Below are 23757 nucleotides of genomic sequence, written 5' to 3' on the forward strand. Positions count from 1 at the left end.
GTTTTAAATGGCGCAGTTTTTTCCCGAGCACGCGGTATTTATCGACCCTTCAAGCGAACATTTCCTGGGCGATCGGTTATTTGACGCCAGCAATGCGTTCTTGAATCGCGACGGCACGCTCGAACCCTTCGTCCGGTTGAGGGAGCAATTGATGGCGCGAGGGATTCCCGTGCATACGGCCGACGCACTGCGCGAAGGGCGCGTCGTCGCCAAGCAGAACCACTACTGGTCCATGGGGCTGCTGAATGGCTACCAGCCGCTGCAAGGGCGCGATGATGTTCGGCTCAGGGGGTTCTTTCTATTTGAGCCGCCACTGGTTGCCCCCAAGATGTACGCCGCGTTGCCGGAATTATCGCAACAATTTGAGTCAGTCCTTCTTCATAATACGATCGGAGACGGATACTCGCTAAGGGGTGTGGACACTGACAAGCTGGAAAAGCTTGACTGGCCTCAGCCTTATGAATCTGAAGTCCCGAGCGCCTGGAGCAGAACGAGCCGTCAGAATAAGCTGGTTGTCATCGCAGGCAATCATAATCCACGTTTTCGCCGCCCGGAATTTTATAGCAAGCGCATTGAAGCGGTTGCACAGCTTGGCAAGCGGGGCGCGATTGACTTGTATGGGCGCGGCTGGGACCGGCGTTGGTCGCGACAGTCGGCATGGTTGCCGTATTGGCGTCATTATCGCGCGCTCATGCAGGTGTATCGCGGCAGTTGCGAATCGAAATTTGATGTGTTGGCGAATTATCGGTTTTCGTTATGCTTCGAAAACATGCCAATGACGGGATACCTCACGGAGAAAATCTTCGATTGCTTATACGCGGGTACGGTTCCGGTTTACTGGGGGGCACCAGATGTCGATTCGCTGGTACCTGCCGAGGCATTTGTGGATATGCGTGATTACGCCGGATACGACGAAGTTTGCGATGCAGTGTTGAGCATGTCCGACGGGCGATGGCAGGAAATGCGTGAAGCGGGCCGACAATTCCTGCGCACGAGCGGACGCGCACGCTATTTCAATTCGCTACTCCACACTTGTGGTCAGCTGTAACGGCATGGACCGACCACATTGAGAAATGTCTCCTCGCGGCGATAGCGCGGCACTTGGCGTCCGGCGACAGCTGAATTAATGGGTCACGTGCGATGTCCGGCACGGCCTTTGTTTCCATTGATTTCCGGGTTGCAATGCGTTCGCTGCAGGCTGTGCTCTGCGGAGAATCGGTGAAGGCATTTAATAATAAGGCACGCAGTACACAACACGGTATGCGGTAAGCGAATGTTATTTTTGGGTTCGGCGCTTACCGGACAACGGTTCACGGGAAGTCTGACGTCATCGTCGATCCAAACGGGAAAATTGTGATCATGAAGCGTATGGTAGGTGGAGGCCGTGCAGTGCTTTGGGGACTGCACGCGGTGGTGGGATTAGTGGCTGTTGGCATTTATGGTGGCAACGCTGTCGATTTCTTTTTCTTTACGCTCAGTGCGGCCTTGATGCTCGACATCGGGATATTCAAATCTCGGTCCTACGGCACGGGTGTCTTGGCCTTGTTCGTGTGGCTGGGCATTTGGCTGAAAATTTCCTGTCACTTTATCGTCGGCTATCCGTATGTCGAGCCGCTTGGGAAATTCAAATTCCTTCCACCTCAATTTTCGGCGCTTCTGCACATCTCCTCCATTGGGATGATGGGCTTCGCCCTCGCCTTCCTCGTAGCGTCGCACTTATACGTGGCTGTGCCGGAGAGCACAGTGCGGCCGCGTGCGAAGCCTTGGTTGCCCTCGGCGCTCAAGTGGGCATGGCTATTGTCGTTGCTCGCCATTCTCGGCTTGGGAGTGATAAATGCCGACCTGAATATCTTACGCGTGGGCCTGCCGCCCGATACCGTCCTGCCGTATCCGGGTAATGCGCTGGTGAGTTGGCTCATGTCAACCGGCTTCGCCCTCGGCGTCGCGACACTGATGTATCTCAGCGTATTGAGCCGCAGCAATGTGAAGCTTGGCGTCGTCATTGTGATATTGGAAGGCTTCATTGTCGGCGTCTCAATTCTCAGTCGTGCCAGTTACGTCTTTCATCTGTTGCCTGTATGCCTCGTGCTGGCTTATATGCACTTCTCGGGGCGCCGTCTGTTCGGTCACCGCGCCGCCCTTGCGTTCGTCGCCGTTGCGGCAGTGGGGACGTTTGTGACGGCGACCGCCGTCAACCTCCAACGCGAATTCGCGTACACGAGCCGGCCCGAGATTGCTCGGGATGAGGGGGGAGAATCGGGCGGCAATCCGGCTGCAAGGGCCATCATTGCAGAGATGAAGTCGCGTGGTTTCCTGCTAAGGGCGGCGGTAACATTTTCACAATTGGCCGTTGATCGCTGGGTTGGCGCAGAAGGCGTCATGACTGCCGTCGCTTACGACGACAGAAGCCTGAAAACATTTGGCCGGCTGATGATGGAACAGCGACAGCTCAACACGATCAGTGAATATCAGTCGATTTCCGCAGCCCACTACAAGGATATGGATCCCAAGCAATTCCAGTTCGCTACGCTCCCGGGGCCAATTGGATTCTTCTATCTGAGTGGCGCCTTATGGATTGTGTTCGCTGGGTGTTTCCTGCTGGGCCTGGCCGTGCTCGCCACTGAACGCCTTGCGGGATGGATGACAGAGAATTCATTCATCATGGCATTCATCGGGGTCTACACAGCCAGTCTGGCCGCCCAGTTCGGGTTGACGCCGCGCCAAAACCTGATTCCGCTTGCCATGAACTTTGCGGCACTGGCGTTCCTCGCGACCGTGCAAGCGCTCGTGAGCAATGCGGGATGCGTGGCACGGTGGCGTGATCGACGTACCAGCCAGCGCGCGGTGCTGCCAAGCTAACGCCCTCCGGGCGTTACGCAGCCGGCCCAACAGAAAGGGGCCGTTCAGGCGTCATTGTTGTCGATGATTTGTGCGGCACCTTTGGCGGTCGAGCACCGCGCCTATGCCGGTGGATAAACCCGTCTTGGTTTGGCACCGTGTCCCGGCTTACAGGGCCGAGCGTGAGTCGCACGGGACCTGCCAGAAGCTATTCTGGCGGGTCAACTCAGGCTCGTGATGACATGCACACCGACAGACGCGTCAGAGAGCCGCGTCAATCTTGGTCAGGACACAGCGAGCGAAACATCGGACATCGGCCAATGTCAGTAACGTATGGGATTTATTGAGCCGAACACAACGGCTCCGAGCGCAGCGAATCTGAGGCATGGTGCCTCTCATCGTGGCTCATCTACTAGATGTTGGTGGAGCGGAGGAGGATCGAACTCCCGACCTTCGCATTGCGAACGCGACGCTCTCCCAGCTGAGCTACCGCCCCACACGAGGTGCCAATTATAGCGGTTTTTGGGATACCGGCGAACAGCCGACAAAAACGCTCGGGATTTGTTGGATTTTCGGCGTCTGTCAGGCATTTCCGTCCTCAAGCCGCCCCCAGATTCCCCTTCATCCCCCTGATGGACGGGACTTTCGGCGCTTTCGCGACTACCGTTTTCTGGGCTCGGAGATATCGCGCCACCACGTCCCATACCGGCTCGCCCTGCGCCCCTTCGGCCACCGGCGCCCAACCGGCTACCTTGTACGTCTTGCCCGCGTCGATCAGCTTGCCGTTCAGCCGCATTTCCGTAATCCGCTGCCCCATTGGCGCCGTCGGGTCGATCGTGTAATCCATCCCCCCCACGCGCACCATGTCCCCACCCTGCTGGTAGTACGGATCGGGATTGAACAGGTTGTCGGCCACATCCTCGAGCACCGTCTTGATCGTCTCGCCCGTCATCGGTGTAAGCGTCGTGTACGGGTAGGTGACGGCCGTCTGATCGAGCAGCTGCTCCATCGTGATCGTCGCGCCCGGCAGTAACGACGTCCCCCAGCGGAAACCCGGCGAGAACCCGATTTCCGCATCCTTTTCCGCCATCACCGCATCGAGCAGTAACTGATCGAACGTTCCGTTGAAGTTGCCCCGCCGATACAACACGCCCTCCGTCACCGCCAGCGGTTCCGCCAGCTTCGCCGCAAACGGTGCACGCACGCGCTCGATGAGTGCCTGCATCGGCGCGTCGGCCGGGAGCAAATTGGAGAACACCGGCAGCAACTTGTAACGGAAGTCCACCGGCTTGCCGCCCTTCACGTCGAAGTCCAGCACCGCCAGGAACTTGCCGTTCGACCCGGCGTTCGTCACAAGCGTCTTGCCGCCAGCGTTTTCCACAATGACAGGCTTCGGCACCCCGTCGTGCGTATGACCGCCCAGAATCGCGTCGATGCCCCGCACCCGCGATGCCAACTTCAAGTCCACGTCCATCCCGTTGTGCGACAACACGACCACGACCTGCGCCCCCTGGCCGCGCACCTCGTCGACCATTGCCTGCAAACGCGCTTCCTGTATGCCAAACGTCCAGTCCGGCACGAAGTACCGCGGATTCGCGATCGGCGTATACGGAAACGCCTGCCCAATGATCGCCACCGGCACCCCGTTCATCGTCTTCATCGTGTACGGCGCGAAGACCGGGTCGCCGAAGTCGTTCGTCTGCACGTTCTGCGCGACGAAGTCGATCTTGCCCTTGAGCTGCTCCTCGACGACGGACTTCACGCGATCCGCCCCGTACGTGAATTCCCAGTGCGCCGTCATCACGTCAACACCAAGCGCCAGCGTGGCATCGACCATGTCCTGGCCCTTCGTCCACATCGACGTGCCGGACCCCTGCCACGTGTCGCCGCCGTCCAGCAGCAACGCGCCCGGACGCGATGCCTTCATGCGCTTGACTAGCGTCGCAAGATGCGCAAACCCGCCCACCTTGCCGTAGGTGCGCGCCGCCGCGGCAAAGTCGAGATATGTGAACGCGTACGCGTCAGGCGTGCCGGGACGCAGACCGTATGCCTTCAAAAATGCCTCGCCCACCAGATGGGGCGGTTTGTCGGCCTGGCCGCCAATCCCCAGATTGACACTCGGCTCGCGGAAATACATCGGCAGCAACTGCGCATGGCAGTCGGTGAAGTGCAGCAAATGCACATTGCCGAACCTCGGCAGATCGTAGAACAACGACGCCGACGTGGCCGCAGCCGTCTCGTGATGCGACAGCGCCATTCCGCCGGCCGCCGCCACCGCCAACACCTGCATGAATTCGCGTCGATTCATTTCGTCTCCGTGGCACACGCATCTTGCGACGCACCGCCTTTATCGTTATCCATGGCACAGCGATACCGTCGCGCGACACGGGTCTTGCGTCCGCCGTGACCAGCGCACGGCATGATTCCTGTCTCGCAATTGCGAGATCGCTTTGTCACTTTCCCGCGTAGTCCGCGAGCGCCGCCACGTCCTCGCCAAACATCTCGCCAACTTCTTTTCGCAACACTTTTCCGTTGCGGCCGATCACATACAACTCCGGCAACCCACGACGCTTGCCCAACGCCGTCCGCCACGCATCGCTCTCCATCCCTGCCGGAAACGTGTAGCCATGCGTCTTGAGGTAGTCGATGGCTTCCTGCGGCTGCTTGTCGATGGACAGCGTGACAATCTGGATCGGCTTGCCGCGTGTCGCCTCGTAAAGCTTCTGTACATGTGGATTCTGCTGCGCGCAGAACGGACACCACGATGCCCAGTACTCGACGATGACCGTACGGTCCTTGAACGCGCTCGCAGGCAGCGTCTTGCCATCGAGCAGCGTGAGCGACGGCAGCATGACGGTATCGCCCACCTCCAACGCCTGTGCGGGCCACGCCGCGGCCATAACCCCCGCGCCCAGCACAGCAGCCAATACGCGTCGGCGCGTACACGCGCCGACGTGATGGATCGAAAAGCTCAGGGGTTTCATGCTTGCGGCACTCCGGAAGCCAGCGGCGACCATCGATCGGAGAGATCTCCGGTCACCTGCCGGAACGGCGATGGCGTTACTGATTCACAGGCGAAGCCGGGTCGAGCAGCAGCGCCATGACGTCCTTCAACTGCTTTTCCGTCAGGATGCCCGCCGCACCGAAACGCGGCATGTTCGAGCAAGCCGCATAGCTGTGCGAGTCGTAGACCTTCGCCCACGTGTACTTGACCACCTCGGCTGAATCACCCCGCAGCTTGCCGTAGTGATACAGCGACGGACCGATGTTGCCGAACGAGATCTCGCTCTTGGTCAACTGGTGGCACGCGTAGCAGTTGCCACCGTTGACGGTATCGGCCTTGTCGGTGAACTGCAGGCCACGGCCGTTCTGGGCAACCTTCTCGCCCTCCTTCCAGTCGCCCAGGTATTGGCCGTCAGCCGGCGCCTTGACCTTCGCCATCTCGGCTTTTTGCAGACGCTCGGCCACCCTCTCCGGCATCGGCTTGGTCGCGTACTGCGTGCACAGCTTCTGCAGCTCGCTCTGGTCGATGCGGTCGAGCTGCGCGATGCCCGACGCGCGGAACGAATCGCGCAACTCCTGCACGACGGCGGCATCGGTCGTGCCAGTCACCATCTTTGGGCTCTCGTCCTGCGCAAAGGCCATGCCGACGACGAGTGCCCCGGCCGCTGCCAGCGCGACGCCCGTCGCGCGCAATGCGAATGATTTCATGGGTGTGCCTCGTAATCGGTCAGCGCTTCAGGCCAGGGGCGTCCATCTTGCCGCCGTTGGCCATCACGCCGAGGAAGGTAATCAGGTCAATGGACGCCTGCGAGCCGTAATTCAGCACAGGCATGCGCTGTTGGCGGAAGCAGTCGTTCATCCGCCACTGCATCGTGCGCAGCGCACCTTGCGACACGCGATAGCCCGGCCACGTCGCAAAGGCCTGCCGCGCCGCAGCAGGCTTGGTCAGGTTCGGCAGATCCTGCAGACGGATTCGCTTGTCGTCCGCCCCGTGGCACGACGCACATGAAAAATCGTACGGACCGGCGCGGTAATAGAAGATCTTCTGACCACGCGCGTAGGCATCCTTCTCTTCCTTGCGCGCCTGCGACACGTGAATGACGGCGCCACGCGACTGACCCGCGACATAGGCGGTGAGCGATTCGAGATCGGTTGGATCCTGCCCTTGCTTGGAGAACGGTTGCTTGATGACGTCCGCGCGCTTGAAGCCCTGCAGATGCACCATGCACTCGACGATGCGCGACTCGGCATCGAGCACGCGCTTTGTGTCGGGGAAATAACGCGGCAGTTGCGCGTAGGCATCCTTGACGACGCCCGCGCCGAGCCCCAGGTCGCATTGCGCGAGCGACACGTGGTTCGGGCCGCGCGGCGTCTTCCAGAGTTCCTCGCCGCGCATCTCGACCAATTCTGCCGGATTGCCGTCGGCGAGCATCTGGCGGTATTGCGCGATGGCGTCCGCCGTCGAGCTTTCCGCAGCGAATGCGGGGGCACTGACGCCCGCGATGACGAGCATGCCGCCGAGCACGGTCCGCCGCAGCCACGCCGCGTGTCCTGCCGTGCTCATTCGTTGGCTTGCCCGTGCGCTATGTTGCGCCTCGTTCATCTCGATCTCCTCTTCGTGGGGTTGGTCCGCGCAACGGGGAATTCCCCGGGAGCGCTCGTGTTGGCACACTGCGCGGCGCGGATGCAACATCACGCCGTCCCACCCGGCCGGATTCGCGCGGCAGCGTCGATGACCCGCCGCCCCACGTCTGCCGGCATTCGCCCGTCAGGCGATGGTCGCCTCGTCGGTCCGTGAATCGCCCTTGTTGTCGACCCACATCACCGTGACCTTGTCGCCCTTCTTGGCGCCCTTGAACTTGAATGACATGAACGGATCCTTCGAGACCGCCGGGCCCCACTCGGCCGACAGGACCGTCTTCCCGTTGCAAGTCACCGTGACGTTCTGGATGAAGTGTGCCGGGACGATATTACCGGAAGCGTCCTTGCGCTGGCCGGTTTCCATGATGTGACTCATCAGCACCTTGACCTCGACGACACCGCCGGCCTCGGTTGCGCGAATGCGCATCGGATTACCCATGTTGTGGCTCCTCTGTTCTACGATGCGTCGCTTAACCGCCGCAGCCGCCCAGCGTGACCTTGATTTCCTTCTCGGCCACGAGGTACTTGTTGTCCGCCTTGACGAGCGCGTAGACCTTCGAGGTCTGGCCCATCTTCACGCGCGTGGTCACCGCCGGTTCGGTACCGTCGGGAATCTGGAACGACGCCGCAAGCGTGTTCGGATTCTTCTCGATCAGAATCGCGATCATCTGCGTATTCGGCGCCTTGCTCGCCACCGCCACCGGCACGACCGCGCCGTTCTCGGCGATGTCAGGCGCGGTCAGCACGACCAGATCGCTCGGACTGGTGCCCGTGCCGCCCAGGGCCTTGACCGTGTCGGCCACGCTTCGGGTCGAGAACGCCGCCTTGTTCCAATGCGCCTCTGCCGCGCGCGCCTCTTCGGGCTTGATCAGCCCGGCGGCTACCGCCAGTCCCATTACCGCGGAAAACCGCAGCATGTCGCGTCGCTGTTGGTTCATCTCTATGTGTTTCCTTCTCTGAGGGCCGCCGGTACGAAGTGTGCGAATGCACCCCACGCACCGGCCGCCGTTCGCTCGCCTGACCGGCCACCTTTACTGACGGCGCCCTGCCGGCGAGCCCCCTGCCCCGGGTGTTACTTCGCCGGGGCGCCGGCCAGAACCCACTCAACGAGGATCTTGGCGTCGGCATCCGACAGGTTCGGGTGCGCCGGCATCGGGATCGGACCCCAGACGCCCGAACCGCCACCCTTCACTTTCTTGACCAGCTTGGCGACCGCGTCCTTGTCACCCTTGTACTTGGCAGCCACTTCCTGATAAGCCGGGCCCACCAGCTTCTTGTCGACGGCGTGGCAACCCATACAGGCATTGGCACCCGCGAGCTTGGTCGCCGCTGCGACATCGACACCGGCATGCGCCAGCGAGGTGCCGGCCAGCATGGCCGCGGCGATCAGCATCTTCTTCATCGTATCTCCTTCGATTTGTGTAGGGGACGGGGATCCTGCGGCGGCTCGAGACCCTCGGCGCGTCCGTCGGACACCCTGCCCGCTCAATGTGCACCACGGAGAATCCAGTCGACCATCGTACGGACATCGGTCTCGGCGACCTGCGACTGCGGCGGCATCGGCATGCTGCCCCAGTTGCCGGCGCCTCCGGCACGTATCTTCGCCACCAGTTTTTCAGCCGCATCCGGCTGCCCATGATACTTGGCGGCGACCTCCGAGAAGGCGGGCCCGATCTTTTTGTCGGTCACACCGTGACAGGCCAGACAACCGTTCTTGTCCGCAAGCGTTGCTGCCGATGACGTCGCGGCGGCGGGTTGGGCCGGCGCGTCCAGACTCGCCATGCCGAGCGTGGCGAGGGCCGCCGTCTTGCGCACCGACGCGTTTTGCGCAGCAGTGCCCGACAGCGGCGGCAGCTTCGTATCGACACCGCGCACCGGACCGATGATCCGGTTCTGCGCGGCCAGATCTCCATGTGCGTCGCGGGCGTACGCAGGGAGTGCGGACGTCACGATACCAGCCTCAGGACAATCCTGCATACACGCCTTGTTATGAGTATCCGGTGTGTCGCCCACGCGCCACATGCCATGCGCACGCGTCATCCCGTTGCGATTGGGCATCAGTTTCTGCACGTCGCCGATGTTCTTGTCGGACAGGACGAAGTCCGACGGCACGATCTCCCCGAGATTCAGGATATAGGCGGTGACCGCGTATACCTCGTCGGGCTTCAGCGAACGGGGCGCGTTCCACGGCATCGCGCGACGGATGTAATCCCAGATCGTCGAGATCGTGTCGACCTTCATGAGTGTGGCGCGCACCGGCTGATTGTTTGCGCGCAGCGATGCCACGTGCCCCGTCTTGATGTCGTCTGCCGTGGTGCCGCCCACCAGCGGATTGAACACCTCGTTGCTCTCGCCGAACGTGCCGTGACACGACGCGCAGCGTGCGTCGTACACCTTCTGGCCGTCGGCGACGGACCCCTGCCCCTTGGGCAACCCCTTGAAGTCCGGACGCACATCGATGTCCCACGCGCTCAGTTCGGCCGGCGTGGCGTCGCGTCCGATGCCGGGCGGCGCCTTGATGGGTGTCTGGATCCGTGCTGGCGACGCCGCCTTTGCGCTGCCGGACGCATTGGCCGGTGCTGCCTGCGCCGGGGCCGAGAGCCAAGCCGCGACGGTCAGGCCCGCGAGCGCCAGTGCCGCCGCCCAGAGTCCGGCAATCACCGCCGATTGGACACGTCGGCGCATGGGGGACTGCAACTTGCGTTCAATCGACGTGGACATTGGTCACCTCCCCGTTCGTCGCCACTTGCCACGTCTGGATCGCGTTGTTGTGATAGATCGACTTCGTGCCGCGCACTGCGCGCAACTGCCGATAACGCGGCTGCACGAAACCCGTCTCGTCCACGGCCCGGCTTTGCAGCAGTGCCGGCGAGCCGTCCCATTGCCAGTCGAAGTTGAAGCGCGTGAGGCACTTCGGCAGCACGGGCGATTCGAGTCGCGCCGCGCGCCACGTTTTACCGCCATCGGCCGACACGTCGACCCGTTTGATACGGCCCCGGCCCGACCACGCAAGGCCGGTCACGTTGAAATAACCGCGATCGAGCAACGCCTGTCCGCCAGAGGGCGACGTGATGACCGACTTGCACTCCTGGATCGACGTGTACTGGCGATGCTGGCCGTCCGGCATCAAGTCGACGTAATGGCTCGTTTCGTCCTTCGTGTTCCATGGCGCGTCGCCGACCTTGATGCGGCGCAGCCATTTCACCCACGACACGCCCTGTACGCCGGGCACGACCAGTCGCAGCGGATAACCATTCTCGGGACGCAGCATTTCGCCGTTCATGCCCCAGGCGACCAGCACATCGGAGAGCGCCGCCTCCATCGAGATCGTGCGGGTCATGCCGGAGCCGTCGCCGCCCTCGGCGAGCACGTACTGGCCGCGCTTGGTGTCGGCACCCACGTCGTCGAGCAACACTGACAGCGGCACCCCCGTGAACTCGCAGCACGACAGCATGCCATGCGTGTACTGGACGGTCGGCACGGCCGCATTGCCCCATTCCATGCCGGTGTTCGCCCCGCATTCGATGAAATGCATGCGCGACACGGACGGCAGGCGCATGATGTCGTCCATCGTGTACACCTTCGCTTCGTGCACGAGACCGTGCACCATCAGGCGGTGCTGCGTCGGATCGATCTCCTGCCAGCCCTGGTGATGGCGCTCGAAGTGCAGGCCGCTGGGCGTGATGATGCCGAACAGGCCCTGCAACGGGGTGAAGGCGACGGATGCCTGTGCCGTCTGCGTCAGTCCCGGCGACTGGCGCCGTTGCAGGTTCGCTTCGAATTTCGACGGCATGCCGTACGGACGCGCCGCCACCGGCTGGCCGAGCGACGTAGCCCACGGACGCGGCTCGAGAATCATCGGATCCCCGGCAGCCTTGGGCGCGTCGGCGGCAAAAGCCGCACCGCCCGCGAGCGCGGCGCCGGCGGCCAGGAAGCTGCGCTGCAGGAAGCTGCGTCGGGTGGGACTCAACCCATCACGGGCAATGTCGTCGGCGAGCGTGCTGTCGACGAAGTTCTCCGGAGCCTGGCGCAAACGGCCGGCTCGCGATGCGCTATCGCTGGTCTTGCTCACCCTGTCTCCTCGCGTTTTGTGGCGTCCGCCAGCGTCACGAGGACACGGACGGCTTACCGCTTGCGTTCGAATCGATATGTGCGGTCTGGTTGCCGCACTGACCTACGGGTATTGCCCTGCTGCGGTGCTACGGTGTTGCCACGGCCTGCGGCGTGTGTCAGTTGACGCGTGGCATGAAGCCATCGACGGCACGCTCCGGCAGGGCCTCTTCCTCGATTCGGCCGGCGACCTGCACGCACACCGCGCGGCAAATCTCGACCACCCCGGAATCCGCGATCGCGTAATACACCTGGTTCCCGTCGCGACGGCGCGCCAACACGCCCGCCTGATACATCGCCCCGAGATGCCGCGATACGTTTGTCTGCGACGACCCCACCTGCGTCACCACCTCGCTCACCGAACGTTCGCCGCCGCACAGCGCATGCAGAATCCGCAACCGGGTCGGCTCGGAGAGCAGGCTGAAGTAATGCGACACCTTTTCGAATACGCGATCGAGTTCTTCCATGACGGTCAGTCTTTGAGTTCGTGCGCTGGCACAGGGAGATTCGTATATGCCCAATGACGCATATACAGATAATCAAAACAATGGGCGGCGGAAGCAAGCTGCACTGCAACACGCCGGAGGCCGATGCATCGTCGCGGAGGGCGCGCATTTCGCGACGATCAGATCCGTTGCCGTGTATACACGCGAATATAGCGCACCACTCCATATGCGATTGCGCGACGCGCCACGCCGTGCTCGCCGTCAGGCGCGGCGGCACGCGTGACGACCCGGTGGGTTGCCGCATCAGGGAAAAACCCGATAAGAAAGTGGCCGGGGACGTCACGCGAGAGAACCACATTTTGCGGATTGCGTCCCTTGGCGGTGAGCGGGCGGCGACGAATCGCCATCCCGTCTCACTCGAATTGATACGACCAGTTCGCGTTGAACCGCAGCGGACGGCTTGGCGAGTTGGTCGGGGCGTCGGCCATCGGCTTGGCGACCGAGAGGTCGAGCGAGTAGTACTTGCTGTCGGATATCCGTACGCCCAGGCCCACGGAGGCGAGCTGATTGTGGAACAACTGCCCCGAGCTCAGATAGACGCGCGCCGTATCGAGCATCAGGTACGGCTGGATGGTCTTGAGGAAACGGAAGTCGGTGCGGAACATCCGATTCAGCTCGATCGACGCCCCCCAGCCTTTGTCCCCGGCGATTTCGCCTGCCGGATAACCGAGACCGAAGCGCTGGCCGCCGAATGTCGCCTGTTCGGACGTCGGCAGCGTGTTGCCGCTGTACTGCGCGCCCGCGGAGACCACGACACCGAATTCCCATGGCAGCACGAGCCCCTGCTTGCCATCGAACGTGAAGCGCCAGAAGCCGAGGTCGTAGGGACCCAGCACTTGCGCGACGCCCGCCGGCTGCGTCGTGTACGACTGGCTCGCGCCCATGCCGGAAAAGCCCTTGAACACCCCCAGCGTGGCACTGCGGGTCTGCTTATCGGTGACCTCGTTGTACGAGAGCTGCACCTGCGCGGCGCGCACATTCGTCTGCGAATTGATGTGGTTCGGCGAATTCGGCACTTCGTAGCGGTCGCGCGAATTCACGCCGTACATGCCGCCGCTGACTGTCAGGTTGCGCTGGTTGTTCAGCAGGATCGGGTATGACACGCTCACGGCGACACGCTTGGTATCGAGGTGTCGCGTCAGGCCGGCGAGGGCCTGATCGTCCGGCTGCCCGCGATAGTGGGACGCATCCACGCGCGCCTGCAGACCCTTCGAGCCCAGCGGCTGGATGTACGACGCCGCATAGAACTCTTCGTCGTTATGGCCCTTCGGGGCGATGGCCGTGAGCTGGATTTGTTCGCCGAGCGGGGTGAGCGCGTTGCTCGTCACCGTGAACACGCCGCGAATACCCGGATTGTTATAGGTGAGCGACGTGCCCAGCGCCACGGGCTGACGCGTGACGTCGAGCGAGAGTTCGGTCGCGCCGTCGGTCTGCGTGGGCGGCTGCACGTCGGCCTTGATCTTCATGCCGGGCGCGAGCGTGAGCAGGTTCAGGTAACGCTCGAAGGTGGCGCGCTTGAGCGGGCGCTCTGCCTCGATGTGCGCGGCGATGTCGCGCAACCGCTGTTCCGACGGACCGGGCTTGCCAGTGATTTTCGTGCTCGAGATATAGCCTTCGACGACCGTCACGCGCACGAAGCCGTCGTTGAAATCCTGCGCCGGAACAAAGGCGAAGGACAGGAGGTAGCCCGCATCCTGGTACATCTTCGTGACCTGATTGGCCTTCTCGACCAGATCGCCAATGGTCACTTCCTTGCCGGCCAACGGTGCGAAGACCCCGGCCACGTCGGCGAACGGCAGCGACTTGACGCCTTCGATACCGAAACGCTTCGGGGTGATCTTGCGCGCGAGCAGCGACTTGAGCGCGTCTTCCTGCGTCGGTGGTTGAATGCGAAAGGTGGCGGCCGGCGCCTTGGGCACCTCGATCTTCGGAATGCTTTGCAACGGATCGCCCCGCACCGGGCTGCCGTCGGCCCAGGCGTCCTGCATGCTTAGCAGACCGATGGTGCAAAACGATAAAGTGATGACTTGTACGGCCCTGCGGCTTTGAGTCGACTTGACGGAATTCCCACGCGCGATGCGTGGCGCAAGACGGGCTCCTCCCTGGCGATGCGCCATCCCTATGCCCCTTGAATGCTTATTTTTTCGTGCGGCCAGTGTAACCGAGAGGCGTGAGGCCCCGTCAACGGGGGAATCTGCAGAGATGCGGCGGCCACACAACAACGCGATCACGCGCGACGGCGGCACGGTCGTTGCGCCGCTTAGAGACTCTCCTCCAAACGCGCTTCGACGCGCGCGAATGCCGCCGAAATCCGCGTCACGCCAGCATGTCGGCCCAGATACCTTGCGCCCATGCCATTCCGCGTGCGAAATCGTCTCGAGTCGGCCGAATCGAGACATCCGACTTCGCCAACACTGGCAGCATGGTTCGTTGCACCGGGTCGTAGCGATGTTCACCCGCGATATGCATTGCCTCGTCATTCGAGACGAAACTGAAGCACAGATTGAAGCACACCGGCTCTGGATTGACCGGGCGGCCGGCCAGGTCCGCCACTATCGCCGCTGCGCAAACTTTGGCGTGCTGATTGGCCATTTGCCCCGACTTCGGCATCTGCGGCGCGATCTGAATGGCGTCGCCCAACACGTGAACGCGTGGTACGACTTTCGAGGCGAACGTCAGGAAATCGACATCGCACCACCGGCCATTCGCCGTGGCGAGCCCTCCCCGCACCACAATATCAGCCGCGGACATCGGGGGAATGACGTTGAGTACATCGGCTGTCACCGTCTCACCCAGCTCGAAGCGGGCCTCATACTTCCCTGCGTTGCGAACGACTTCCGTGCAATTGAATTGCGGGTGGTACTCAAGCGAATCGCCGAAGCGCGACGCCCAAAGGCTTCTGAATTGATTCGCCTCAGAAAGAATGTCAGCGTTTGCGTCAAAGACGAGCACTTTGGCGCGAGGATTGTGAACGCGGAGCCAATGGGCCGCCTGCGTGGCCCGTTCGTATGGTGCTGGCGGACATCGAAGTGGCGCCTCTGGAATCGTCATGGCGAATACGCCGCCGTCCGGCATCGCGGCCAGCGCGGCGTGAATCTTTGCGGCCTCCGTCGCGTCAGTCCATCCGACCGGCAAGCTGTCGCGCAAATCCTTCGTACCCAGTCCGGCGATCGCCCCGCGGTCGAGCGAGATGCCCGGCGACATTACCAGCCGGTCATAGGTCAGCGCCGTGCCGTCGTCCAAGTGAACAGAGCGGCGCGCGGCATCGAACGATTGCACGCGACTGCGACGCCATTCCACGCCATGCCGGCGTGTCAGCGCTTCATAAGCAACTGTCAGATCGGCGACTCGGCGATTGCCCCCCACCACCAAATTCGAAAGCGGCAGGCTAACGAACGACTGACGCGGTTCAACGAGCGTAACTCGCAGTCTATTGCTCGACAACATGCGTAGATACTTCGCCGCTGTCGCCCCGCCGAATCCTCCGCCAACGACAACCACGTGCGCTTTGCGTAAGGCGTTAGTTCCGGCAATCGCCCCGCCCGCGCCAAGGCACGAAGTCGCGGCCAAGGCACCGAGCAAAACATCGCGACGGCGCATCATCGTGTGGACATCCCCTGCGAAGGCAAAGGTGGGCGCGATGTCATCGAGACATCGGCGCCACGCAATGCAAATTAGTGGATGGTTGCGGCCCCGCCTGCGCTCCGAAGTTGCGAGGCATTCAAGCCGTAGAGGTGATCCCGAATTTCGTTGACCATTCGAAATCCAGAAACGCACTCGTGAAGGATCAGCACAATCTCGTCATGGTTGTTCTTCTCGCAAGCCTCGAACAGTCGCGTAATGATCAGCGAGAGCTTGTCGCGCGCAAAAAAGTGCTCCGTCGCCATCATGATCTTCGGATGACGCGTTCCGGCAACATCGTCCCCAATCAGCAGTTCTTCGTAAAGTTTTTCTCCAGGACGGAGACCCGAGAATCGGATTTCGATATCGCCATCAGGCGACACATCGTCTTTCACTGAAAAACCGCTCAGGTGAATCATGCGCCGGGCGAGATCAGAAATCTTTACGGGCTCACCCATGTTTAGCACGAACACCTCCCCGCCTTGACTCATCGCGCCCGCCTGGATAACGAGTTGGGAAGCTTCGGGGATCGTCATGAAATATCGAGTGATATCGGGATGAGTCACTGTTACTGGTCCGCCACCAAGAATCTGCTTGCGAAACAGCGGCACAACCGAACCCGACGATCCCAGCACGTTCCCGAAACGCACCATGCAAAAACGCGTCTGCACCGCGGGGTCATTGGCATAGGCTTGCAGTACCAACTCCGCGAAACGTTTGCTTGCCCCCATGATATTCGTGGGCCGGACCGCCTTGTCCGTCGAGATAAGCACCATGATTTCGACTTCCGACGCGATAGCCGCACGCGCCGTGGCCAGCGTGCCGAAGACATTGTTCAGAATGCCTTCGGTCATGTTGAACTCGACGATGGGCACGTGTTTGTAGGCTGCTGCGTGATACACCGTCTGAATCCCACAAGACATCATTACGTCGCACAGGCGCGCCTCGTCGCGAACCGATCCCAGCACGGACATAAGGCGCACACCGAGGCGCTTATTGGTAATGATCGCCTCCAGTTCCTGCTCGATCGAATACAGCGCGAACTCGGATTGCTCATAGAGAACCAGCGTGGCGGGACGTCCCAACACGATTTGACGGCACAACTCGGAACCGATGGAACCACCGGCCCCCGTCACCATGACATGTTTGCCTAAGATGTTGGCTTTCAGCAAATCCTGCTGGGGCGGGACGATTTCGCGTCCGAGCAAGTCATCAATTTCGACTTCCCGGATGTCTTCTGCCTTCACAACGCCGTCGACCAGATCCGACATTCCCGGTATGACGCGCACCTCGACCTTTAACGGTTCGAGTTGATTGATAATCTGCAAACGGCGTGAACGGCCGGCAGATGGAATCGCGAGCAGAACTTGTCGGATTGCAAAACGCTCCACCAGGCGCGGCAAATCGTCTGGCGCATATGTTTTCAAGCCCACGATTTGCATCCCTTGGAGGGCCGTCGAGTCATCGACGAAAGCGACGGGCTGAAAATCGCGACCTGCGCGCAACGCGACGGCCAATTGGCGCCCTGAACTTCCGGCGCCGTAAATGACGACGGACTGGCGATCGTGCTTCAGGTTCGACGACGCCGTCTTTTGCAACACGGCACGCGCAAGGAAGCGGCTACCGCCGATGAATAACGTCGCCATCATCCAATAGATCAACATCGCGCCACGCGGCACCGGGGGCAGCGTGAGAAACACGAGGACTGCGGCGAACAGGCAGACTGCGACCGTGACAGCGACCACCACCATCGTCATCGCCCGCGCTTCAATATATCGAATCACTGCCCGATAGAGACCAAGGCGGACGAAGATCGGAATAGCAACGATCGAAACAATCGGATAAACCCACCAAGAGTAGATCTGCGGGAAACGCCAGACATCCAGGCGTAATCCGATTGCAGCCCAAAGGGCGAACGGGAGCAGCAATGCATCCATGCACACCAGGACCAAACTTTTGGCAGTCCGCGGCAAATTAGTGACAAATTTCAGCACTTCCTGGCACCTCCACCGCGAATTAATGGGACACGCCATCCCGGCACAGAACTTTGACGAACGTCGCGACCAGAATTTTGATATCAAACAGAAAGCTGCGGCGCTTCAGATATTGCACGTCGAACTCGACCTTCACTGGTATTGGAAGCTCATCTCTCCCGTTGATCTGTGCCCATCCCGTTAGCCCCGGGCGAAGTTCATGCACACCATACCGCGTGCGCAATTCAATTAGATCGTCTTGATTGAAAAGGGCCGGGCGCGGCCCAACCAAGCTCATGTCACCGCATACAATGCTCCAGATCTGCGGCAGTTCGTCGAGGCTGGTTCGGCGTAGCATGCCGCCAATGGGAGTAAGACACGACGCCGGGTCCGCCAACAAATGGGTCGCCACGGCTGGCGTATCGACTCGCATCGATCTGAATTTTGGCATGCGGAAGATCCGATTGTCTCGCCCAACACGATCTGACCAGTAGAGCGCTGGCCCGCGTGAAGTTGCGCGCACCATTACGGCGACGATGGCGATAGGCACCAGAAGGACCAGTCCAGCGAGCAGTGCCACGAAAAAATCGAATGCGCGTTTCATAGAGTTCTAGGACTTCTGCTTATCCTTGATTACGTTCGGGGGACGATAAGGAGCGAAGTTCTCAAATAATAATTGCGTGGTCGATAGTCGGGCCATCGGCCGTCGCGTTATCTCAACCTTGTGAATTGCATCAGGCAGCGACCATCGCCCGCACGCCATCGTGGACTGTGGCGAACCGATTCCCAACATAGCGTGTGCGTTCGCCGTCTACTTTGACAAAACGCACGAACGCCAGTCGATCACCCCCCCGCTTGCGCCGATCACCAGAAAGCTGACTATCATTTTCTAATTGTTCGGATTTACGCATTGATCGCCGCAACGAATGGCCGAAACCATGTGAGACCCTTTCACTTCGTTTGCGAAACCACAATGTTGAAAGACTCTATGATAGCCGCCTTTGCCCCCGCATGAGTCCAAATGACGGGCAACGAGCAACAGAGCGTCGAACGCCCTTCGCGTTGATCACACTGCCGCTTGCGCGGCGAAATACGCAAAAGCCTGGGAAAACCCAGTCCGTTATCCGTTGCTCATTGCCAGCCGTAGCGCTCGATGGGATCGTCTCGCCATTAGTTACCCGTGCGATTCGACGGACCGGGCTTGATCGGTGCGTCGCTGATCGGCGCGGGCGAGGACAGCGGCTTGGCCGTGACCGTGTCCGCGTCGATCGGCGTGGTCGTGACGGTCGCGGCGCTCGACTCGTCTGTCACCGGGGCCGGGTTCTTCGCAGCTTCCGTCGACAGGCGCTGTGCCTCGTCTGGCTTGATGTATTCGTATAGCTTGATGACCTTCTGCACGCCGTCGATACGGCTGGTCACGTTGGCCGCGATGCGCCCTTCCTCTTCGGAGACGAGGCCTAGCAGATACACGTCGCCACGCTCGGTGACGACCTTGAAGACGTTGGCCGAGATTTCCTTCGTGTTGATCAGGTTGGCCTTGACCTTGCTGGTAATCCACGCGTCGTTCGAGCGCGAGCCGAAGGAGCTGGCCGGTCCGATGGCGAGTTCGTCGACAATGCCGCGCACGTTGCTGATCTGCTTGACGATCTCGACGGCGCGCTGCTTGCTGGCGTCGTTGGGGACTTCCCCGGTGAGCAACACGCGACGGTTGAAGACCGTCACGTTGACGTGCGCGGCGTCCGGCAGGTTATTCGCGATGTTGGCTTCGGACTTGACCTGGATTTCACGGTCTTCCGTCTGCGCGCCGACGGAACGGCGGTCGGTGGCGACAAGTGCGCCGGTCGCGGCGCCGCCGAGAATGATGGGGGCGCAACCGGCCAGGGTTGCAACGATCAACGCTGCCGCGGCGAGCGGCTTGACCACGCGTTGGAAATTCATCGGGCATTCTCCTTGTTGGATGATCGAACGGGACGGCCCCCGCCGCGCCCAGCCGGCACCGCCCGCCCCCGCGACACAGTGCCCGTCATGCTCTTGACGCCTGATGACGCCAATAGGTTCACGCTTCGCCGAACAGCATCGCGTCGACCAGGTCGCACAGGCAGTGAATCGTGAGCAGGTGAACTTCCTGAATGCGCGCGGTGCGATCGGCCGGCACGCAGATATGCACGTCCAGCTCACCCAGCGCCGCATTGACCTTGCCGCCTCCCTTGCCGGTGAGCGCGATCACGTGCATGCCGCGCTCGTGCGCCGCTTCGATGGCGGTGAGCACGTTGCTGGAATTGCCGGACGTGGTAATGGCGAGCAGGACATCGCCCTCGTGCCCGAGCGCACGCACCTGTTTCGAGAAGATGGCGTCGAAGTTGTAGTCGTTGCCGACGGCCGTCAGGATCGACGAGTCCGTGGTCAGCGCGATAGCCGGCAATTCAGGGCGCTCGCGCTCGAAGCGGCCGACGAGCTCGGCGGCGAAGTGCTGGCAGTCGGCGGCCGAGCCACCGTTGCCGCAAGCGAGGATCTTGTTGCCGTTGGACAGCGCTTCGAACATGACGTCCGCGGCGGCGGCGATATATTCGGGCAGGGTGTCGCGCGCGGCCAGCTTGGTCTCGACGCTATCCGTGAAGTGTTGCTGAATTCGTTCGATCGACATGGTCGTTTGCCAGGGTGTCGCAAAAGCGGCCGGCCTTGCATCGGCGCCACGAGGGCACTCACCTGCATTGGCCGGCGTTCAAAGGCCGTCAGTCTTGAAAACGGCGCGTTCGCAAGTGTAACAGGGCCGGCGGGCGCGGGTTCCGTCAGAGATCATCGGCACGGAAGGCATCGGGCAGCCAGCGTGCCACGGGCGGACGCCCGTCGAACGTCACCACGTCGAAGCGACAGCGCCCCGCCGGACGCCGCAGCAGATAGTGTCGCGCGGCCAGGGCCAGGCGGCGTCGCTTGGCGCGCGTAATGCTTTCGGCGGCCCCGCCGAAGTCGCTGCGTGCGCGGGCGCGCACCTCGACGAATACCAGCACGCCGACGCAATCCCGCATAATGAGGTCGATTTCGCCGCCGCGGCACCGATAATTGCGCGCGACGAGCCGCCAGCCGCGCCGCTCCAGCAGCGTCTGGGCGTGGCCCTCGAACGATTCTCCTAACTGATTCGACATGGTTGTTCCGATGTTTACCGTTGCCGGCGCTGCCGGTGTTGCCAACGCCTGTGCGACCTGCAAGGCGACGATGTCATTTGCGGGAGTCCGTTGCCATGGATGAGCGCCTGATGTCGCTGGCCGAGGGCCAGCATTACCCGGCGGGCACGCTTTACATTGTTGCCACGCCGTTGGGCAACACCGCCGATATCACGGTGCGGGCGCTTCATATCCTTGGCATGGTCGACGCCATCGCCTGTGAAGATACGCGCAACAGCGCGCAGTTGCTGCAGCGGTATGGCATCGACAAGCCGTTGATTGCGGCCCACCAGCACAACGAAAACGAAGCGGCGACGCGCCTGGTCGAGCGTCTGCGGGGCGGCGAGCGCATTGCCTATATTTCGGACGCGGGCACCCCGGGCATCTCGGATCCTGGCGCGCGGCTGGTCGATGCGGTGCGAGCGGCGGGACTCGGCGTGGTGCCGATCCCAGGAGCGAGCGCAGTGATTACGCTGCTCTCGGTGGCTGGGGCCTGGGTGGAGGCGTTCACGTTCGTGGGTTTCCTGCCGTCGAAGGCGCAGCAACGCGCCCAGGCGATTGCCGCGCTCGCGGGCTCGACGTCGGCGCAGGTGTTCTACGAGGCGCCACATCGGATCGTGGAGACGGTCGCGGCGCTGGCCGAAGGGTTGGGCGGCGCACGCCGACTGTTGATCGGACGCGAGTTGACCAAGCGCTTCGAGGACATCCACGAATGTGCGCTGAGCGAGGGCGTTGCCTGGCTGAAGGCGGACGCGAACCGTCAGCGCGGCGAATTCGTGCTGGCGGTGTCGGGCGCAGAAGCGAGCACAAGCGACGACGGCGTCGACGCCGAAGCACAGCGCATCCTCGCATTGCTGGTGGCCGAACTGCCCACGAAAAGTGCCGCGAAGCTCGCCGCGGCGATTACCGGCGCGCCCAAGAATGCACTTTACGAGCGGGCGCTGGCCCTCAAGAACGCTTGATCGCCTCGTGCGGCAAGCGTGATTGGGGCGTGTCGGAAATCGGACGTGTCTGACAACGGTGGTTCCTTTCGCCCAAGCGCAGATCAAAAAACAAGCCCGCCGAAGCGGGCTTGTTTTCTTGCATCCCAACCGGTCAGCTCAACAGCAGCGCATCATCGTCGAGCTGTTCGCCGCGGGTGCGCTCGAACATCTGCAGCAGATCAGGAACGTCCAGGCCCTTGCGTTCGTCGCCCGACACGTCCAGCACGACCTTGCCCTGGTGCAGCATCACCGTGCGATCGCCGTAGTCCAGTGCCTGACGCATGCTGTGCGTGACCATCATCGCCGTCAGCTTGCTCTCTTGCACGATACGGGCCGTCAGCTCCAGCACAAACGCCGCCGTCTTCGGATCGAGCGCCGCCGTATGCTCGTCGAGCAGCAAGATCCGCGACGGCTGCAACGACGCCATCAACAGACTCACCGCCTGACGCTGACCCCCGGAGAGCAGCCCGATACGGTCCGCGAGCCGGTTTTCCAGCCCAAGGTTGAGCAGGCTCAGCTTCTCGCGGAACCGCTCGCGCAGCCCACGATTCAGCGCAAACCGGAAGCCCCGCCGCTCGCCGCGCTTGACCGCCAACGCCATGTTTTCCTCGATCGTCAACGCCTCGCATGTGCCGGCCATCGGATCCTGGAACACCCGCGCCACCTGACTCGCGCGCTGCCATGCCGTCTTCTTCGTGACGTTGTTGCCGTCGATGGAAATCGTCCCCGAATCGACCGGCAGGTCACCGCTGATGGCATTCAGAAACGTGGATTTGCCCGCACCGTTCGAACCGATCACCGTGACGAACTGGCCCGTCGGGATGTCCAGCGACATGCCGCGCAGCGCGCGATTCTCGATCGGCGTGCCCGGGTTGAAAGTGATCTTGAGATCTTTTGCGCTCAACATGATCAGGCACCTCCGTTCTTGCGGGGGAACAGCTTGCGGCGCGTTGCCGGCAGTACCAACGCCACCGCCACGAGCACGGCCGTCACCAAGTTCAGATCCTGCGCCTTCAGACCGATGAAATCGCTGTTGAGCGCCAGTGCGATGAAGAAGCGGTAAAGCACCGCACCGACAACCACCGCCAGCGTCGTGAGAACAAGACGTCGTGCCGGCAGGATCGTCTCGCCAATGATGACCGCCGCCAGGCCGATCACGATGGTACCGATCCCCATCGAGATGTCCGCGCCGCCCTGCGACTGCGCGAACAACGCGCCCGCAAGCGCCACCAGCGCATTCGAGAGCGCCATGCCCGCCAGGATCTCGTGGCCCGTGTTCACGCCCTGCGCCCGTGCCATGCGCGAATTCGCGCCCGTCGAGCGCATCGCGAGACCCTGCTGCGACAGGAAGAAGTAGTCCAGCCCGAGCTTCACCACGGCGACCACGGCCAACAGCAGCAACGGGCGCGTCACGTAGTCCGGCAACCAGGACACGTTTTCCGGCAGGAGCATTGTGAAGACGGTCGGCGACGTGATCAGCGGCACGTTCGGTGCTCCCATCACACGAAGGTTCACGGAGTAGAGCGCGATCATCATCAGGATACTGGCGAGCAGATCCATGATCTTCAGACGCACATTGAGCCAGCCGGTGATGAAGCCCGCCAGCGCACCCGCCGCCATCGCCGCCAAAGTCGCGGCGAACGGATTGGTGCCGCCGGCGATCAGCGTCGCGGCCACCGCGCCACCCAGAGCGAAGCTGCCGTCGACGGTCAGATCGGGGAAATTGAGGATGCGGAAGGAAATCAGCACCCCGAGCGCCACGAGGCTGAAGATCAGACCGATCTCCAGGGCGCCCATCATAGAAAAAAGAGACATTATCGTCATTCCACTGCGCAAGACGGCCCATGCCGGGTCTCGGCATCAGCGCTCACACGGCCGATGTCGGCCGGTTCGCGGCATCGCCGGTCGTTGCGCGACCGCC

At 62.0% G+C, this 23757-nt stretch carries 22 protein-coding genes and 1 tRNA gene; 3 read left to right on the top strand and 20 right to left on the bottom strand.

Annotated features, from left to right (window positions below; translation table 11 throughout):
- The first annotated feature begins 7 nt into the window (after positions 1-7).
- Positions 8-1048, top strand: a complete 1041-nt coding sequence (locus tag PTE31013_RS14185; protein WP_150613447.1) for a glycosyltransferase family 10 domain-containing protein — start codon at positions 8-10, stop codon at positions 1046-1048.
- A 311-nt stretch (positions 1049-1359) separates the two neighbouring features.
- The gene (locus PTE31013_RS14190; protein ID WP_150613448.1) at positions 1360-2859 is read left to right on the top strand and encodes a hypothetical protein; all 1500 of its coding nucleotides are present in this window, start codon (positions 1360-1362) and stop codon (positions 2857-2859) included.
- Positions 2860-3258: 399 nt separating this feature from the next.
- Here PTE31013_RS14190 and PTE31013_RS14195 read toward each other — a convergent pair.
- From PTE31013_RS14195 to PTE31013_RS14280, 18 genes are all read right to left on the bottom strand, one after another.
- Positions 3259-3334 (bottom strand) — tRNA-Ala (locus PTE31013_RS14195).
- 102 nt (positions 3335-3436) lie between these two features.
- Complete coding sequence (soxB, locus tag PTE31013_RS14200) at positions 3437-5146, bottom strand: thiosulfohydrolase SoxB (protein WP_150613449.1); 1710 nt, start codon at positions 5144-5146, stop codon at positions 3437-3439.
- A 145-nt stretch (positions 5147-5291) separates the two neighbouring features.
- Positions 5292-5822 carry a TlpA family protein disulfide reductase gene (locus PTE31013_RS14205; RefSeq protein ID WP_425495567.1) on the bottom strand — a complete coding sequence of 177 codons (531 nt, stop codon included), beginning with the start codon at positions 5820-5822 and terminating at the stop codon, positions 5292-5294.
- A 76-nt stretch (positions 5823-5898) separates the two neighbouring features.
- Positions 5899-6549 (bottom strand): sulfur oxidation c-type cytochrome SoxX, encoded by a 651-nt coding sequence (gene soxX, locus PTE31013_RS14210; RefSeq protein WP_150613450.1) that lies wholly within the window; start codon positions 6547-6549, stop codon positions 5899-5901.
- A gap of 19 nt (positions 6550-6568) precedes the next feature.
- A complete protein-coding gene (gene soxA, locus PTE31013_RS14215; RefSeq protein ID WP_246174584.1) occupies positions 6569-7354 on the bottom strand; it encodes a sulfur oxidation c-type cytochrome SoxA in 786 nt (261 codons plus the stop codon).
- 255 nt (positions 7355-7609) lie between these two features.
- Positions 7610-7921: a thiosulfate oxidation carrier complex protein SoxZ gene (soxZ, locus tag PTE31013_RS14220; protein WP_150590228.1), complete on the bottom strand. Its 312-nt coding sequence runs from the start codon at positions 7919-7921 to the stop codon at positions 7610-7612.
- Positions 7922-7952: 31 nt separating this feature from the next.
- The gene (gene soxY / locus PTE31013_RS14225; RefSeq protein WP_150590227.1) at positions 7953-8420 is read right to left on the bottom strand and encodes a thiosulfate oxidation carrier protein SoxY; all 468 of its coding nucleotides are present in this window, start codon (positions 8418-8420) and stop codon (positions 7953-7955) included.
- Positions 8421-8554: 134 nt separating this feature from the next.
- On the bottom strand, positions 8555-8884 hold the full coding sequence (locus PTE31013_RS14230; RefSeq protein ID WP_017233577.1) for a c-type cytochrome: 330 nt from the start codon (positions 8882-8884) through the stop codon (positions 8555-8557).
- An 83-nt stretch (positions 8885-8967) separates the two neighbouring features.
- Positions 8968-10203 (bottom strand): c-type cytochrome, encoded by a 1236-nt coding sequence (locus tag PTE31013_RS14235; RefSeq protein WP_246174557.1) that lies wholly within the window; start codon positions 10201-10203, stop codon positions 8968-8970.
- Entirely contained in the window at positions 10187-11554 is a 1368-nt protein-coding gene (soxC, locus tag PTE31013_RS14240) for a sulfite dehydrogenase (protein ID WP_150613452.1), read from the bottom strand. Before soxC ends, PTE31013_RS14235 begins: the two co-directional genes overlap by 17 nt.
- A gap of 157 nt (positions 11555-11711) precedes the next feature.
- Positions 11712-12059: an ArsR/SmtB family transcription factor gene (locus tag PTE31013_RS14245; protein WP_150613453.1), complete on the bottom strand. Its 348-nt coding sequence runs from the start codon at positions 12057-12059 to the stop codon at positions 11712-11714.
- Between the two features lie 392 nt (positions 12060-12451).
- Positions 12452-14086, bottom strand: coding sequence for a ShlB/FhaC/HecB family hemolysin secretion/activation protein (locus tag PTE31013_RS14250; protein ID WP_246174558.1), 1635 nt, complete (start codon positions 14084-14086; stop codon positions 12452-12454).
- 328 nt (positions 14087-14414) lie between these two features.
- Positions 14415-15698 carry an FCSD flavin-binding domain-containing protein gene (locus PTE31013_RS14255; RefSeq protein ID WP_150613575.1) on the bottom strand — a complete coding sequence of 428 codons (1284 nt, stop codon included), beginning with the start codon at positions 15696-15698 and terminating at the stop codon, positions 14415-14417.
- Positions 15699-15772: 74 nt separating this feature from the next.
- A complete protein-coding gene (locus PTE31013_RS14260; protein WP_246174562.1) occupies positions 15773-17656 on the bottom strand; it encodes a polysaccharide biosynthesis protein in 1884 nt (627 codons plus the stop codon).
- A 79-nt stretch (positions 17657-17735) separates the two neighbouring features.
- A complete protein-coding gene (locus tag PTE31013_RS14265) occupies positions 17736-18296 on the bottom strand; it encodes a sugar transferase (RefSeq protein ID WP_150613456.1) in 561 nt (186 codons plus the stop codon).
- A 566-nt stretch (positions 18297-18862) separates the two neighbouring features.
- Entirely contained in the window at positions 18863-19630 is a 768-nt protein-coding gene (locus PTE31013_RS14270) for a BON domain-containing protein (RefSeq protein ID WP_150613457.1), read from the bottom strand.
- A 118-nt stretch (positions 19631-19748) separates the two neighbouring features.
- Positions 19749-20336: a phosphoheptose isomerase gene (locus PTE31013_RS14275; protein WP_150613458.1), complete on the bottom strand. Its 588-nt coding sequence runs from the start codon at positions 20334-20336 to the stop codon at positions 19749-19751.
- A 145-nt stretch (positions 20337-20481) separates the two neighbouring features.
- Positions 20482-20898, bottom strand: coding sequence for a YraN family protein (locus PTE31013_RS14280; RefSeq protein ID WP_246174565.1), 417 nt, complete (start codon positions 20896-20898; stop codon positions 20482-20484).
- A 32-nt stretch (positions 20899-20930) separates the two neighbouring features.
- On the opposite strand from PTE31013_RS14280, the gene rsmI reads away from it, so the two are divergent.
- Complete coding sequence (rsmI, locus tag PTE31013_RS14285) at positions 20931-21815, top strand: 16S rRNA (cytidine(1402)-2'-O)-methyltransferase (protein WP_150613459.1); 885 nt, start codon at positions 20931-20933, stop codon at positions 21813-21815.
- A 133-nt stretch (positions 21816-21948) separates the two neighbouring features.
- On the opposite strand, the gene PTE31013_RS14290 is transcribed toward rsmI, so the two are convergent.
- Together PTE31013_RS14290 and PTE31013_RS14295 are read right to left on the bottom strand one after the other, a co-directional pair.
- Entirely contained in the window at positions 21949-22743 is a 795-nt protein-coding gene (locus tag PTE31013_RS14290) for an ABC transporter ATP-binding protein (protein WP_150613460.1), read from the bottom strand.
- Positions 22744-22745: 2 nt separating this feature from the next.
- On the bottom strand, positions 22746-23651 hold the full coding sequence (locus PTE31013_RS14295) for an ABC transporter permease (RefSeq protein WP_150613461.1): 906 nt from the start codon (positions 23649-23651) through the stop codon (positions 22746-22748).
- Positions 23652-23757: the final 106 nt, after the last annotated feature.

The sequence above is a fragment of the Pandoraea terrigena genome (assembly GCF_902459705.1).
Taxonomy (GTDB): domain Bacteria; phylum Pseudomonadota; class Gammaproteobacteria; order Burkholderiales; family Burkholderiaceae; genus Pandoraea; species Pandoraea terrigena.